The 15228-nt window shown below is 29.2% G+C and carries 12 protein-coding genes (1 of these 12 only partly in view); 4 read left to right on the top strand and 8 right to left on the bottom strand.

Annotated features, from left to right (window positions below; genetic code table 11):
* Window positions 1–414 carry the 3' portion of a LytR/AlgR family response regulator transcription factor gene (locus BLW23_RS05365; protein ID WP_093668457.1) on the top strand. It extends 291 nt beyond the left edge of the window, so only the last 414 of its 705 coding nucleotides appear in the window; the start codon falls outside the window, past its left edge; the stop codon is at window positions 412–414.
* Here BLW23_RS05365 and BLW23_RS05360 read toward each other — a convergent pair.
* A complete protein-coding gene (locus BLW23_RS05360; protein WP_143032114.1) occupies window positions 411–1898 on the bottom strand; it encodes a tetratricopeptide repeat protein in 1488 nt (495 codons plus the stop codon). The two genes, BLW23_RS05365 and BLW23_RS05360, sit on opposite strands and share 4 nt — an antisense overlap.
* A gap of 141 nt (window positions 1899–2039) precedes the next feature.
* Here BLW23_RS05360 and BLW23_RS05355 point away from each other — a divergent pair, with 141 nt between their 5' ends.
* Window positions 2040–2330, top strand: coding sequence for an STAS domain-containing protein (locus BLW23_RS05355; protein WP_093668186.1), 291 nt, complete (start codon window positions 2040–2042; stop codon window positions 2328–2330).
* A gap of 10 nt (window positions 2331–2340) precedes the next feature.
* Window positions 2341–3579: an MATE family efflux transporter gene (locus tag BLW23_RS05350; RefSeq protein WP_093668185.1), complete on the top strand. Its 1239-nt coding sequence runs from the start codon at window positions 2341–2343 to the stop codon at window positions 3577–3579.
* A 118-nt stretch (window positions 3580–3697) separates the two neighbouring features.
* Here BLW23_RS05350 and BLW23_RS05345 read toward each other — a convergent pair whose 3' ends face one another.
* The 4 genes from BLW23_RS05345 to BLW23_RS05330 all read right to left on the bottom strand — a co-directional run bounded on the left by BLW23_RS05345 (window position 3698) and on the right by BLW23_RS05330 (window position 10936).
* Complete coding sequence (locus tag BLW23_RS05345; protein WP_093668184.1) at window positions 3698–4891, bottom strand: glycosyltransferase; 1194 nt, start codon at window positions 4889–4891, stop codon at window positions 3698–3700.
* 277 nt (window positions 4892–5168) lie between these two features.
* Entirely contained in the window at window positions 5169–6935 is a 1767-nt protein-coding gene (locus tag BLW23_RS05340; protein WP_093668183.1) for a glycoside hydrolase 5 family protein, read from the bottom strand.
* A gap of 2 nt (window positions 6936–6937) precedes the next feature.
* Window positions 6938–7891 (bottom strand): hypothetical protein, encoded by a 954-nt coding sequence (locus BLW23_RS05335; protein ID WP_093668182.1) that lies wholly within the window; start codon window positions 7889–7891, stop codon window positions 6938–6940.
* A gap of 3 nt (window positions 7892–7894) precedes the next feature.
* Window positions 7895–10936, bottom strand: a complete 3042-nt coding sequence (locus BLW23_RS05330; RefSeq protein ID WP_093668181.1) for a glycosyltransferase family protein — start codon at window positions 10934–10936, stop codon at window positions 7895–7897.
* A 166-nt stretch (window positions 10937–11102) separates the two neighbouring features.
* Here BLW23_RS05330 and BLW23_RS05325 point away from each other — a divergent pair, with 166 nt between their 5' ends.
* Window positions 11103–11573, top strand: coding sequence for a glycosyltransferase (locus BLW23_RS05325; protein WP_093668180.1), 471 nt, complete (start codon window positions 11103–11105; stop codon window positions 11571–11573).
* Between the two features lie 894 nt (window positions 11574–12467).
* Here BLW23_RS05325 and BLW23_RS05320 read toward each other — a convergent pair.
* Genes BLW23_RS05320 through BLW23_RS05310 form a run of 3 tightly spaced genes read right to left on the bottom strand, consistent with a single transcriptional unit; the run spans window position 12468 to window position 15174 of the window.
* Entirely contained in the window at window positions 12468–14183 is a 1716-nt protein-coding gene (locus tag BLW23_RS05320) for an ATP-binding protein (RefSeq protein WP_093668179.1), read from the bottom strand.
* Entirely contained in the window at window positions 14176–14718 is a 543-nt protein-coding gene (locus BLW23_RS05315; protein ID WP_093668178.1) for a heme NO-binding domain-containing protein, read from the bottom strand. The genes BLW23_RS05320 and BLW23_RS05315 overlap by 8 nt, the downstream gene beginning before the upstream one ends.
* Before the next feature lie 54 nt (window positions 14719–14772).
* Window positions 14773–15174 (bottom strand): response regulator, encoded by a 402-nt coding sequence (locus BLW23_RS05310; protein WP_093668177.1) that lies wholly within the window; start codon window positions 15172–15174, stop codon window positions 14773–14775.
* Window positions 15175–15228: the final 54 nt, after the last annotated feature.

The raw sequence follows: 15228 nt of genomic DNA, 5'->3' as shown, positions 1-15228 counted from the left end.
GTAAAACCAGTCAAGTTTCCAAGGTTTATTAAAGCCGTTACTAAATTAGATGTAAAGAAACGAGAATCGAGTAACGGAGAACAAAAAAATGATGAGGAGAAGAACGAATTATATGTTAATATAGATAGAAGGTTGGTTAAAATATTAATACCAGATATCTATTTAATAGAGGCTAAAGGTGATTATATAAATATAAAAACCGAAACTAAGAATCATATAGTTCATACTACCATGAAGAAAATTGAAGAAAAACTTCCAGAAGACCTCTTTTTAAAGATTCATCGATCTTATATTATTAATTTGAAACAAATAATAGATATAGAAGATAATAGTGTTCTTATTAAAAAAGAGGTAATTCCTGTAAGTCGATCAAATAGACCAGAATTAATGAAAAGATTGAATTTATTGAATTAAAAATTACATTTAAGAATAATACCTAATTCGTTAAATTCGAAACCTGAAGCATTACCGACAGCTTGGTTACTATATTCACCATAGGCCATAAGTTTTATGTTGTCACTGAATTTATAACCAAAATTAAGTTTCATTCTAAAACTTTGTTGTTTGTTTTCTGAGTTAATGATTTGGTATCCATAGGCTGCATTACCATCAAGAATTATTTTTGTTGAGGGTTGTGTGAAACTAAAATCAATAAAGGTTTCAAAAACTAGATATTTTTCAGGGCTGAAGTATACTTCAGCTCTTTCTTTATCAAAACTCATGATAACGCTATTTAAACCTACTTTAATAGGTGTACTTTTCTTTAAGAGATAATAGAGAGATGTAAACAATAGGTTTCGTTTATTATCATCAGATTGTGTTGTGTAATAGTATTGTGTAAATAACCCAATATCGTATTTGGTTATGATATGATAGTTCGCGAATAAATGATTCTGACTGATTTCACTATTAATTAATTGTACGTTGAAATTATGATATTCCTTTTGGTAATATATATTTAAATCTTGGTTATGACTTAACTTTATATTTGATCCAAATTTGTAAATAAAATCGCTATATGTGTTATCGCCCTTAATATCGAGATAACCAACGTTAGCCATCAAATTAATCTTATTAGTAATTTGATATGATGATGTTACTCCAAAAGTTTTTTGTCTAGAAGAGTTAATATCTATAACTGTATTAGATGATTCTCTAAAATGATAATAGGCACCAATGCTACTTTTGGTAGACAACGGATAGTTTATGTCTGTTTTTGAATTTAAAGATTGATTGTCTCCACTGTCGGAAGTAATTATACCCTTTTGAGTAATTTGAGGCTTGTATTTTTGAGTTATAGTTTTTTTTAGACCTGAGAGTTGTTTATGTTTAGGATCTAGTTCTAAAGCTTTCTCAATAGTTTCTAAAGCATATTTATTCTCATTATTGGCTTGATATGTGTAGGCGAGTCCAATATAAATACCAAGTATTTTTGGATTTAGAGCTACTCCTTTTTTATAATGATGAATGGCTTTCTTATATTTTTTTAAATTACTATAAGTATTCGCCAGTCCTAACTCTATAATTGGGTTAGGATCGTAACTTTGTTCTAAATCAGAATAACTAACAAGAGCTGCATCGAATTCTTTATTCCATAATAAACATTCAGCTGCATTGATTCTAAATTCTAGGTTCTTTGGTTCTAGTTTTAACAATTCACCGAAAACTACTTTTGCTTTTTGCGGATCTCCACTTAAGCCTACAGCTCTACCATAACATAGTTTTGCCGTTTTATTATCCGAATCGGTTTTTAAATATTCTTCAAAAAAGATTTTGGCTTCTGCGAATTTACCTGTTTCAAGCATATTAAATCCTGGAGCCATGGGGGATTGTGCATATAAAATTGTAGTAACGAATAGTAATAAATTTAGGGGGAATAGTTTTATTCTATTTCTCATCTTTTTGGTTTTTGATTTTAAATCCAAGTTAATACATAATGATGTTTCATTAATCTATAATAAATTGCATTCCATCGAAACAAATAGAAAAACGATGATGAAACAGTGAATTTTGAAGAAAAATAAAACATCAATTTTTACATGCTTGAAATCAATTATAAGAAAGGAAAATATGAACTAAAAGGAAGTTTAATATTGGAAAGCTCTCAAGGTTTATTATCCTATTTTAAAACACTGATAAAATATGATTCTGATGTAGTTTTAAGTTTGAAAGAATTAAATCATATAGATAATACAGGTATAGACACATTAAAAGAATTAAGTAAAATTGCAATAAAGAATAATAAGAAGTTTACGATTTTTAAGAAAGTGAATGAAAAGCTTTCTTGGGTTTTAAATGAACCGAAACTTAAAGAAGTATTAAAAGAATAAGTTATAAGTCATGCAGGTATCAATTTTAAATAACGTTAAAAAAATAAGTTCTGCTCAGTGGTTTATGATCAGTGTTATGTTTGTAAATGCTGGAAATTATCTTTATAATCTTATTTTAGGTAGATGGTTGGGACCAATATTATTTGCCGATGTAGCCGTTTTAATAACCCTTCTGTTAGTGCTTTCCTTTTTAGCGATGACTATTCAGCTATTGTGTGCTAAATTCGTTATAGAAATACCACCAGAAAGAACGAATAATTTTAAAAAAGTAACCTATAAATATACATTATTGTTTAGTGGAATAATAGGTGTATTGTGCATGGTATTTTCGGATCAATTAATAGATATATTTCATTTAAATAATAAGTTGATTTTTTACCTGTTTGGATTGGGAGTACCTGTATATTTTGTTATGAGTGTGTCAAGAGGATTACACCAGGGTAAGCAGCAATTCATTTCCTTATCCCAATCTTATTTGTTGGAAATGCTTGGTAGGCTTTCACTTACTTTTATTTTAATAGGTTTTGACGTCGTACATCCAACAATTGCAGTAACCTTTGGTATTTTATTTTCGTTTGTTTTGGGACTTTTTCCAAATCAGTTTTCGTTGTCAGCTTTAAAAGTGAAATCCGTTCTAATGGAAACTGAAACTAAAGCAATATATAAATTCTTATTTATAACAGCCTTATATGAAGGAACACAAATAATTATTAATAATTCGGATATCTTAATAGTTAAACATTATTTTGAATCAAATAGTGCTGGTTTGTACGCTTCTTTAGCTCTGATAGGAAGGGTAGTGTATTTTGTTATTTGGATGTTAGTTATGGTTTTATTACCAAAAGTAATTCTTGCAAAAAAGGAAGGAAGTGATCCTGAAAAGATACTTACAGGCTATCTTAAATTTATAGTAGCCTTAACATTAACGTTGGTTGTTGGATGTTATTTGTTTCCAGATACTATTATTGCCATGCTTTTCGGAAAACAATATGTAAGCATGGGACCTTTATTATATAAATATGCTTTGGCCACATCATTATTCGCATTGGCAAACGTATTCGTTTATTACTTTTTGTCTCTGTCAAAATATATACCAGTTATTTTTGCCATGTTTTTTGGTTTATTACAGGTTGCAGGGCTAATTCTTTTTCATAAAACATTGGAACAAGTAGTTCACGTTCAAATACTATTAATGTCCATTTTACTTCTGTTTACATTACTATATTACTTTAAAAATAAAAGTAATTAATTTTACTACTAGTTTAAAATAGTGAATTTGCTTAAATGCTATAAGAAACTAAAAGGAAGCTCATAAATAAAACAGATCATTGAGAAATGATTTTAATATTTTTAACAGAAGTAATATGTTACGCCAATATTTTATTTAGTTTTAACTTCTTTTTGTTTTCAAAAGTGGCAACATACATTTCACATATTTTTTTCATAGGAAAGGAAGTGGCTGCTTTATAATTTATTTTCTCTAGAGCTAATCGATAGCTATTATTTTGAATAATGGCCTCAATAGCTTTTGTTAAACTATCAGTCGATTCGGGATCAAAGAATTCACCAGCATAACCTTCGTCTTGCATTAGTGTTTTTAAATCACCAATATTGGGTAAAATAACGGCTTTTCCATAGCTTCCTGCTTGGTGAAGTACTCCTGAACTTCCTGTTGTTGAAGTATAGGGAAACACAACTACTGTGCTCTCTACAAAGATCCTTTCTACATCTTCTTCAGGAACGTAACCTGTGAATGTAATATCAGATATATGTTCATATTTTCTTTTGACATTTTTTAAATAACCTATCGTATTTGGATTATCAGTACCAGCAATGACAATTTCAATGTTTTCTCCAGTCGACTTTCGGGCTCGTTCAACAGCTTCAATTAAAATTTCTACTTTTTTGTAGGTTCCAAATTTACCAAAGGTCATGACTTTTTTTCTTTCATAAAAGTCTTTATAATTAGGTTTTTCCGCTACTTCAAAAGTACCATGTGGTATTACTTTTATGTTTTTGGCTTTGTACTTTTTTTCAAGAATATCTTTATATCTAGGAATGGTAACAGCTACTGTGTTGGCACTTAAAATAAACTTAGTTAAAGTATATCCAATGATGTTATATATAACCTTAAGTATTGGGTTTTTAGTAAAACCTGCACTTTCCAGGTCTACGGCCTCTAATATATTATGAATTAACACTGTATTTGGTGTACCTCGCATTTTTATTACTTTAGGAAGTAGTAATCCTAAGGCGGCGGAAATTTTTTTATCTCCAAATTTCATGAACTGCAAATTGAACAACACATTATCGGGTTTGTGTTTCTTTATAGCTTTAGATACTGAAAACAATATATTATAACTATTAAATTTCCAACATTCTACCACAGTTACTTTGTCAGCATATGGAAAATCAAGCACTTTTTTCTCTGAAGTAACATCGCAGAATAAAATAATTTCTTCAATTTGATCTAAAGTGACAAAACTTTTCACCAAATGATAGGCATATTCATTTAGGGTTATATTGCTTGGGGGATAGGATGATACAATACCTAATTTCATGACATTTTGGTTTTGGTTTTCCTTCTAAAAATATGATTATAAGATATTTAAATAATCTTGTTTCGATAAGTAAACATTATGTGTAGTTGAGAGGAAAAAAGAAACCCACTCTGAATAGAATGGGTAACTATAAAAAACATATCGCTCAAAGTCCCCCCGACTTTAAGACACGGCAAATGTTGCAAAATTTATTAACATATACGATAGGGAATAACCCTATAAAATCCTTAGTAATTTCCCTAGTATTTTATACTCAATATCCCTTAAAATACAAGTTCTATTTTAAAACTCCTGAAATGTATTTTGCTGCTTTTTTAAGTTTTCCTTTATTATTAATGAAACCATAGTTTTTTTGAGGTCCAATTTTGTGTGGCATTCTACCAAACACTTTTGTATCTATTTTTGGGAAGTCATACAAAGTCCAACTAACAAAATGTTCAACCCCATTGGTACCGAAACTCTCTTGGATTTCCTTATGATATTTAGCTTGTTTTTTCTCACTATTGCTATAAAGGTTCCAAATGCTATTATATGAATGTTTACCGAACTCTTGAATAACAATCGGTTTCTTTACTTTTTTTTCTAATTCTTTAAAAATAGGAGAAAATTCTTCAGGAGATTTATAGTAGTGAAAAGAAACAAAATCTAATTGATCACTCAAATTTGAAGCTTCTTTAGGAGAATACCAACCGATAGTTATGGGAGTTTCTTTATCGTAATACTTCATTCTACCAGCAATAAAACTTAACCAATTTATAACCTTTTGTTTTCCATATAATTTAAAATCTAAATCAGGTTCATTCTTAATATCGTATTGTAATAGAGCGGGATGATCTTTGATGGTTCGTATTATTTTTTCAATATGTCTATCGCATATGGTATAATCTAATACCTGATAATTACTGTAGAAATCAAAAAAGGTTACAATAACTTTTAGATTGTTTTTATGGGCTAAATCAAGTGTAGATATCAAGTTGTTTAACTCTGTTTTAGAAACTTTTTCTTTTCCAAATAATTCGTAAGGAATAAATATTCGAATAGTATTTAATTGTAAGTTTTTAATAAGTTTAAAGTCTTTATTTACAACAATAGTATCATATTGTTTCCAAAACTCGAACCAAGGAGTTTTTTGAGGATAATAATTGATCCCTTTTATTTTAAAATCGTTAGGAAAACGAATATTTTGGGATTTAGATTTGTTCTGGTCAATGGTAATTTTTTCTTTTAATATTTTTACAAGAATGGTGTCGTTTTTTAAAAGAATATTGTTGGTAAGGCTTCTTTTATTTGGGTTTAACTCAATAAGTTTCTTTTTAGTGGTATTATAAATTTTAGTTAATCGATATAAGGTTTGTTTTGGTTGAACGACATGTGTTATTTTTTTCTCTATCTCTAATATTTGGGAAACATCATTATGATTGGATTGCTCATCAGGGTTTTTGGGTAAACTTTTTAAATGTCTAACCCTCCAGAAACCATCTTCCAGTAATAAAATAGATTTGTAGTTTTTTATAGTTTTTGCACCATGAATTTGTTTGTTATCTTTAAAAAAATACGTTTGTTCATGTACATTTTTATCATCAATATATGCTAGTTGACCATCTTCTGATAAAAATTTTATAGTCATATCATGATCAATACTCGTTGAATGAATATTTATTTTATTAGTAATATTATGTTTTATGATGCGTTGTATTTTTGCTTGTGCTGAATCTGTATAAAAATCTTCAATGGCATTCACATCATTATTCTGCATAGCATATTTTTTTACATACCAAGATTTAATGTAGTCATTTTTAATGTTTCGTATAATTTCCCGATTGGGAGCTCTTCCTTCCGTATCTATGCCATTAATTTTAATTTTGGGTTGGTAATAATCATTTACTCTTAAATCAATATGTAATAGTCTACTTCTATCTGCACCAGAATTAAATTCATAATAAATAGTGGATAAAAGGCTAACTATTCCGAAGTTAACGGTAATAAAAAATAGAATAATGAATATCTGTTTTAATCTCCGTTTTTTATCAATCGTTTTTTTCATATTTAAAAGTTGGGGGTTGTATACTTAATGTTTATAATATTACTTGTACTAACATTTTCTATAAATGCTTGAACTGAATATTCTCTTTTTATTTCTGGGTGAACGAATTGTGCCGTTGCTATACCATTAATTACTTTACCATGAATTTTTAAATGGGTTTTATTAAAGGTTAAATAAAAGTTGACCATAGTACCATTTTCGATAATGTTATCGTAGCCATCTCTAATAACAGAAGTTTTTAGAGTAGTTAGCTCTTTCCCGTCGGAAAAACTAGTGTTTCGAGTATAACTTATAGTAAAGTCGGTTGCATTGTTTGCCAATATTATAATATCTGATACTTTCGATTTAATAGTGTCAATGTATGCTTTTGCCAGTACTTTACCTTTTTTCTGTCTACTATAAATTCTTCTATGGCTTAACAATTCGTCAGTTTGTACTAATTCTTCAATTTTTGTCTTAGTATCAAATTCTACAGTATAATGCTCACCGGAATTAGGATTGTCATAAATATCATTTGGTATAACCACGATCATCGAATAGTCGATTAATGAAGCAACCATATGAGAAGGTCCACAATAGGTTTCCAAAAGTGCAGTATTTAATGGAAGTATGTTAATATTACCATTATCAATCACATGATTGTTATAAGAAAGAGAGTAGGATAAAACACCTGATATTTTAGATAAACTTTTTGGAATAGTGAATATGAAAGTATTAGCATCTCGTTTTCGAGGAGTAATTACTGAGCTTCCGAAATCATTGGACAAACCCAGATATAGATCTTCTGTCATAAAATTACCTGATAAAATTAAATCTATTTTTTCTCGGGCGTTTGTTTCGTTGGTTTTCTGTATCCATTTATAGTCAATTTTTGGAAGGTTAGTTTTGGGTTCAGTTTTACCTTTATTGCATGATATATAGAAAAGTAGTGGTAGTAAATAAATAATTTTTGACATATATTAGTTTCCAATAAAGTTTGATACTTGTAATTTTATATTGTACTCATTTTTATTAATCATGAACTTTTTTCCAATTATTGAATCATACATATCCACTCTATCTTTTATAGACATTGAATTTTTTCTTCCATTAACATAACAGTTATTGGTGGTATTTGATATTACTTTTATTTTTGAGATATCAGGAAGAGTATGAATAAATTTTCTTTTTCTATGAGGTCGAATACTTTCTTGAATAAACTGATGATCTATCCAAATGATTTCATTATTTTCATAATAAGCAAATAACAATTGTGGAATAGTTACTTCTTTATTACCAGCATTAAATAACATTCCATTAACAGATGTAGGTGTGCAATACAGGTCATTAACCTGAGAGTATTGATACAGGTTTTTAATCGCTGTTGTAGAACTTGCATGAATTACAAATTTAGAAGGTTTAGTATCGAATATTTTTATGTGAAATTCATCAGGGTTAAAACTCTTGTCTTTTTTATCTGAATCAATCCAAGCAACTTCCTCAAAACCAATTTTAAAGACTGATTTTTCAAATGGGTTTAAATAATGTTTATTTTGGTATTTTGAACTGTATGTTGCCAACTCATTATTTTCATTATCATATAACATTGCTTTTAAACTAATTGCCGCTGGGAAATAATCGATATTTTGCATTTCTCCTAAAACGTAATATTGATTGTTGTTTGTAACCAATTTAGCCTCTTCTATATAAAGGGTTGGCTGTGGTAAAATGTCTTCGTGATTGGTTTGTTGTGTGGTGATTTTTCGCCTCCCTTGATTGTAAAATGTAGTTTCAGGAATATCAAAAAATAGATTTGCAGGGGTGTATTTCGAATTTTTTTTGGGTACAACATACCATTTATGGTTCTTTTTAACCGTCTTTATAATTTCACTTTTGTCAATGGTTTCCAGAGGAGTAATCCACTTTGTTTTTGTTTCAATATAGGTGGTATCCTTTGTTTTACTAATAACTTTGGTTTCGATATTTTCTAGTTTGGCATAAGAACTCAATAAGCCATCAGTTACTGAAATTTCCAACATGAATTGATCTAAAGATTTTTTAGAATTTTTGTCTAAGTATGAATGAGCTTGTGTGAATCTTTTAAAATCAAGAGCATCGAAATAGGCCTTAACAACGTTTTCTGATGAAATTTGAGTGGTATTATGAATATAAAATAAATACATGCCATACAGACCACATACGGCAAGAAATATATTGTAAAAAAGGAGTGATTTTGAAAACCTTATTGATGATGCGATAAAACCAGTACGGAATGTATAATGGTTATTAGAGAAAGATAAGGTTATAATAAACCATATGATACTTAAAGAGACAAAACCCATAGGAACAAATGACCAAATAACTTTTTGATATAAAGGAGTGTCTATTTTTGTTAAAATAACGGGTAATGGGTTTACATTCTTTTTTTCCCAAACCATGATACCATTTTCTAAGTACGATAGTTTTTCCCATCCAGTAAAATAGAGAATAGGGTCATAAAATTTGTCCTTTGAAAAAATATATTTTAAATTAAATTTATCGGGGTTGGCTAAAAACTGCTGTAAAGAGCCGATACCTTCAATTCCTCTGAATTTCGAGTTTTCCAACCTTTCAACAGCTTTTGTTGTTAGTTCAGGAAGTCGTCGGGCTGAATGATAATTGCCATCTACTGTTAACGCTTGAGTTTGTAAAGATAACCACGCCATTTGGTCACCAAAACCTAAAGGAAGATAACGCCATTTATAATGCATATCTTGATTTAGAAAATTAATTATAGGTAACATTTTAATCGCTTGGGGTTGACTAGGTCTAAATTTTCCAATGTTTGTTGTAAAAATTGCAAAATACATTGCAATAGCTCCTAAAAGTAAAATGATAGTTCCGTAGTAAATTCTTCCGAATTTTCGCTTTAAATATACCTTATAATCCCTTTTTAATATTCTTATAAAGAATTCTCCCATGATAGGATAACTCATAATAGAAGCCCAAAAGGTAAACCTATCTAAAGTTAAAATTGAAAAGGCATTTTCACCAAGTATCATTTTAGGAAGCGGGGTAGTACCTCCTGTACCAAGAAGTACTAGCATTGAAAATGATATTCCAAAAAAAAGCAAGCGTTTACTGAAAAATCGATAAAACACATAGGGGAAAAGAGTAAGTATAACTCCATATGGGATGAGGAAAAATACAAGCCCTGAAGACAGAACTTCTAAAAAATTATCTCTTGATCCATGCGGTATAGGAACTTGAGTAATTGGATTATTTTTTGTGTTAATCCAATAAGGTAATATACTTCCTATCATAATAACCAGCGATCCAAAGCCAAAAATTAAAACAGGTTTTAGTGATTTATATAACTGCTTTACAAAAAATAAAAATCGAATCGAGGAATAGTTACCTTTAATTTTTTTACAAATATCCATGATAGCCAATCCTATAAGTGGAAATATAAAAAATACCATTCCAAAAATTGGAGTTACATGGTGCGAACATACCATCAAGCCCATTAATAAGAAAGAAGATACTAAATATCTTATTTTTCTGGTAACTATCCACAAATATATTTCAGGAAAGGAATGCATTAGTAACGAAATTCCGGTTAAAGTGGGGAGTTGCCCAAAAAGGTGAAATGTTTCTATAAATACGGAAGAAAATATAGCAAACATACTAGCGAAACCTGCGTAATCTTCATTTTGAGTGAGTAACAGACTAAACCTATAGACCCCAGTGGTAAATAGAATAATTATAATAAAAGAAAAACTGTACAAAGCGAATTTGAAACCTCCAATGAATGAAAGAATTGCTAGCATTTGATGTACTAAAGGAGGGTACCCCATAACGGTGAAACCGGTATACCATTTAAATGACCAAGGTTCTTGCCAATTACTTGCATAATGTTCAGAAAAAAATAAATGAATTAAAGCGTCATAAGTGAGCTCAATAGTATAAAAGATGGCACTGCCATGAAACAATAAAGCAAGCCCGAGGGCTAATAGAAAGTACTTGTTATAGGTTCTTTTCATTTTTTTATGGGGGCTTAGTTTCAATTATAAAGTTAACAAGTATAGATAAGAAACTAATCTAAAGATATTTACTATTTAACGTATAAAAAAACATATTAGTCGATTTTCGGTAAGAAAGAGAGAATTTCGAAAGTACTTTTGAAAACGAGAAACAATAATTACATATATGAAGGTAGGTATCATTATTCCATGTTACAATGAAGAGAAGAGATTAAATGTTAACGCATTTAAAAAATGGTTGAAAGATTTCAACGATTTTCAATTATGCTTTGTAAATGATGGAAGTAAAGATAATACCATGACTATCTTAAATAAATTTAAGCAAGAATACAGCGATAGAATTACCGTTATAAACAAGAAAAAGAATCAAGGAAAGTCGATGGCTATTAAAGCAGGGGCCCGATATTTTTACAGTATTTCTACAATTCAATATGTGGGCTATTTTGATGCTGATTTTGATTCTAATTTCGATGATTTTGATGATTTAATAAAAGAATTAAAGCAAAATAAGAAACTCGAAATGTATTTTGGAAATAGAGTTCAAATGCTTCATAAACTAAGTAAAAATATAGCTTCCTTTGTTAATCACTGTATTAATAAGATATTTACTTATCATTTTTCATATAGAAATATTTAAGCGAAATTTTGCCTACCCAACATAATCATTTAGTTAATATCTAATTAACTAATCGGTATACAATTCAATTCATTTTTGAATAATTTGTGATGTGTTTTATTCATCTATGTAATAATACATTTCATCGACAAAACCCTGTCTTTTTGTCGATATAAGATGTTGATAAGCCAATGATTAGTTAAATTCATAATGTAAAACGAGAAAAGAAAAATATATAATAGATAGTTATTTTGTAGTTTGTTTGTATCCCCCTGATTCTTTACAAGCCCTCATTATTAAAGGATTTAATAATGAGGTTTTCTTTTTTATAAAATGTTGTTAATCATAGGTAAACAACTTTTCATCCACACTTCGATTTATAATTGTCGATTGCTTTCTTTTTTCATGAATATTACCATTAATTTTAATATGAACTATTTGCTTTCAAATAGTTCTCCCTTTAAATTTCCCAAGAAATCTCAATGTTAGTTTTAATGTTGAGATTTTTGGTTTATAAAATGTCGTTAATCGCTGTTTTGCTGTTATTTATGCCTTCTCGAAAAATATTCAGCTATTTTTTTTACTAAAAAAGTGATATTACACTAAATTTGAACAACAAACTCATTTAAATTATTTAAAAACTAAACTAAAAACTTATTTTTTAAGAGTCCCTCGAAATTCCTCATTACAACCTTGATGGGGAATTTTTTTGTTACCATTTATAAATAACATCATTATTATTGTATTTAAACGGTGATTAAGGACAACTAAACTATAGTAAGCTTAATTACATCGAAGATTTAAATAAATTACTGGTTATAGCTTTATTTTTATAATATAAAATTTAAGAAAATTAAAAAGATATAGTAGATAATTAGTAGTTTGTATTTTAAAAAAAACCTCTTTAAAGAATATTTAAAGAGGTTTTTTATGTAATTGGAATAAAAATTTGGTTCCTTTATTTGATTCACTTTCTATCCATATTTTACCTTCATATAGATCTATGATTTTTTTGACGATAGATAATCCAATTCCTGTTGAGTTGTCATTATGTTGACCCAGGGTTTCGAAAACTTCAAAGATTTTAGTATGATACTTTTGGTCAATTCCCATACCATTGTCCTTTACGGAAAACACATAGGTGTCTTTTTTTTCTTGAACATCTATTTCAATAATTCCTTTTTCCTTGTCATTATATTTAATTGCGTTGCTAATTAAATTTTGAAACAATTGTTGGTACCTGAATTTATCTCCAGGAATTGTAGGTAATTCATTTTTTATATCAATGTTGATTGTATCGGGGATAAAGATCGTTTCGATAATTTCCTTAACAACTTGTTGAATATTTACATTCTTGTACTCTTTTTCTATTTTATCAATACTTGAGTATTTAAGGATTCCATTAATAAGTGAATCCATTTTATGTATTTTAGCTAGAAGTAAATTGCAATTATTTGAAGTTTCATCATCAAAGATATCGTCATTGTCTTCTTTAATCCAGGAAATTAAAGCAGACATGCTTCTTAAAGGAGATTTTAAATCGTGTGAAACGACGTGAGCAAAGTTTTTTAATTCTTCGTTATTTTTTTCAAGTTTTATTAAAAGTTTGTCTTTTTCTAATTGGGTTTTTCTTTCTTTAGCCATGCTAATGGCACTGTTAAATTGAGCAGATGCTAAACTCGCTATATTTTTAAATACTTCCACATGCTCATAATTAAAGTAATTTTTCTTACTGTTTTCAGAGTCCATTACTCCAATAACTTTACCGTTAGCAATAATGGGTACGGCCAATTCTGAGAATCGAAAGCTGGCATCAACCAAATAGTCTGAACATTTAGAAGTATCATTCACGAGTTGATATTCCCCTGTTCTTACTGCCTTACCCACAATTCCTTCTTCGGTGGTTAATTCAAAAAGGTTTGTTTTATCATTTCCTTTATACATTGAATGTGAGGCTGTTGCTATTTGTGTTAGTATTCCAGTATCAAGATTAACAGAATAGACAACACAATCTTCTAATTGTAAATGCTCTGCAGTGGTTTTTGCAATTTCCCAGGAGATTTCATATAAATCTCTTTTCCCTAAAATAGAGGCTGATAATCTATTTAAGGTATTAAGCATTTTAGTTTTCTTATTTATTTCAGTAACGTTTTCTATTAGGGCGACTTGATATTTTACTTCACCTTTACTGTTACGTACTGCGCTGACATTGGTTTTACATAGTACGTAACTTCCGTCTTTTCTTAAATACCTTTTTTGAAGTGAAAACCTGTCAATTTTATTTGTTTCAAGTAAGTTTGTTTGATAGTCAGATTCTTTAACGTCGTCAGGGTGGGTGAGGTCATCACTAATATTCATAGCCATTAAATCTTGGTATGAATAACCAAGAAGCTTAACCAAAGCTCTGTTAATTGTAACAAGTTTTCCATTTTGGGACAGTATAATACCCAAAGAAGAGTTATCAACAATAAGTTTTAATTGGGCATTTCTATCATCATATAGTTCTTCTATATGCTTATTAGTTTCATATAGTTCAAAAGACTTTTTTTCTAAAATTTCTTCGGCTTCTTTTCTCGCCTTCCGTTCTCGTTCTAAAGCTTTTTCTAATATTCTTATTTTATTATTAAGCATTTTTGACTATGGTAAATAAAACTTTAGTTCCTGAATCAGTTAATAATTTCTTGGTTACAGTTGCATTCTCATTGTAATGTTCCAAGGAACGCTCAATTAGCCCTTGGGCAAAAGAATACATAGCTCTTTCAGAATGGTATTCAATAACCAGTTTACTATCGGAACTTTCATGGGTTTCGAAGAAAGGAAGTTCCGCATCGGGATACATTTTTCTTACTTCTACATGAATATGTTCTTCAATACTAGAAATTAATTGGAAGGCGTTTTTATAATGGTCAAAAAGGTTTATATAGTTTTTTGTAAGTACATCAAAGAAATATATTCCATATAAGTGTATTAAATCCTGAGGGTTAATATTAGTACACTTACTTAGGTTACTAACTAAACTTTGAAGTTCTTTAAAGGCATATGTGCCCACGGAGGTATAAGCACCATCAGAGTCTAAATTAGACTCAGTGATGATGGTATCCACAGTTTCTAGTCCGAATTTTTTTTCTACCATTTCTAAAAACTCGGTAAATACGATTCCTTTCATATGTAGCGGGGGATTAATGAAATTGTTTAATCAGTGATGAAAATAATACTTTCTTTATAAACTGACTAATTCATTAATGGACCAGTAATCAATAATTTTTTCTATTTGATTAACATAATCAGAATAATGTAGAGGTTTAACTACATAACCAGCAATACCTACCTTGTAGGCATTGATCATATCTTGGTGATTGTTTGACGTTGAAAAAACAACGGTTGGAACGAATTTTAAATTTTCATCGGCTCTTAAAATATCTAAGAACTCTAACCCATTCATTTTGGGCATATTTAAGTCTAGTAGTATTAAGTTTGGAAGTACATCCTTACAAATCGTCAAAGCTTCTTCACCATTTGCTGCCTTTACTACAGAATGGTTTGCTTCTAACTTTTTTAAGGCCCTTTCAAATTTTAATTTTTCGATCTCGTCATCTTCAACTAATAAAATTTTTAAGTTCATAACTTTTGCGTAAGTAGGCTTTTAGTGTTAAACAAATATATTTTTTTTAATTGA

This window comes from Tenacibaculum sp. MAR_2009_124 (assembly GCF_900105455.1).
Classification (GTDB): Bacteria; Bacteroidota; Bacteroidia; order Flavobacteriales; family Flavobacteriaceae; genus Polaribacter.
The sequence above is the reverse complement of the archived record's forward strand: the minus strand, read 5'-3'. Positions and strand labels throughout refer to the sequence as shown.

Bases quoted from the DNA above. Each gene is read 5' to 3' on its own strand.
- BLW23_RS05360 (WP_143032114.1), bottom strand. From the start codon at position 1,898: ATGAGAAATAGAATAAAACTATTCCCCCTAAATTTATTACTATTCGTT.
- BLW23_RS05355 (WP_093668186.1), top strand. From the start codon at position 2,040: ATGCTTGAAATCAATTATAAGAAAGGAAAATATGAACTAAAAGGAAGT.
- BLW23_RS05350 (WP_093668185.1), top strand. From the start codon at position 2,341: ATGCAGGTATCAATTTTAAATAACGTTAAAAAAATAAGTTCTGCTCAG.
- BLW23_RS05345 (WP_093668184.1), bottom strand. From the start codon at position 4,891: ATGAAATTAGGTATTGTATCATCCTATCCCCCAAGCAATATAACCCTA.
- BLW23_RS05340 (WP_093668183.1), bottom strand. From the start codon at position 6,935: ATGAAAAAAACGATTGATAAAAAACGGAGATTAAAACAGATATTCATT.
- BLW23_RS05335 (WP_093668182.1), bottom strand. From the start codon at position 7,891: ATGTCAAAAATTATTTATTTACTACCACTACTTTTCTATATATCATGC.
- BLW23_RS05330 (WP_093668181.1), bottom strand. From the start codon at position 10,936: ATGAAAAGAACCTATAACAAGTACTTTCTATTAGCCCTCGGGCTTGCT.
- BLW23_RS05325 (WP_093668180.1), top strand. From the start codon at position 11,103: ATGAAGGTAGGTATCATTATTCCATGTTACAATGAAGAGAAGAGATTA.
- BLW23_RS05320 (WP_093668179.1), bottom strand. From the start codon at position 14,183: ATGCTTAATAATAAAATAAGAATATTAGAAAAAGCTTTAGAACGAGAA.
- BLW23_RS05315 (WP_093668178.1), bottom strand. From the start codon at position 14,718: ATGAAAGGAATCGTATTTACCGAGTTTTTAGAAATGGTAGAAAAAAAA.
- BLW23_RS05310 (WP_093668177.1), bottom strand. From the start codon at position 15,174: ATGAACTTAAAAATTTTATTAGTTGAAGATGACGAGATCGAAAAATTA.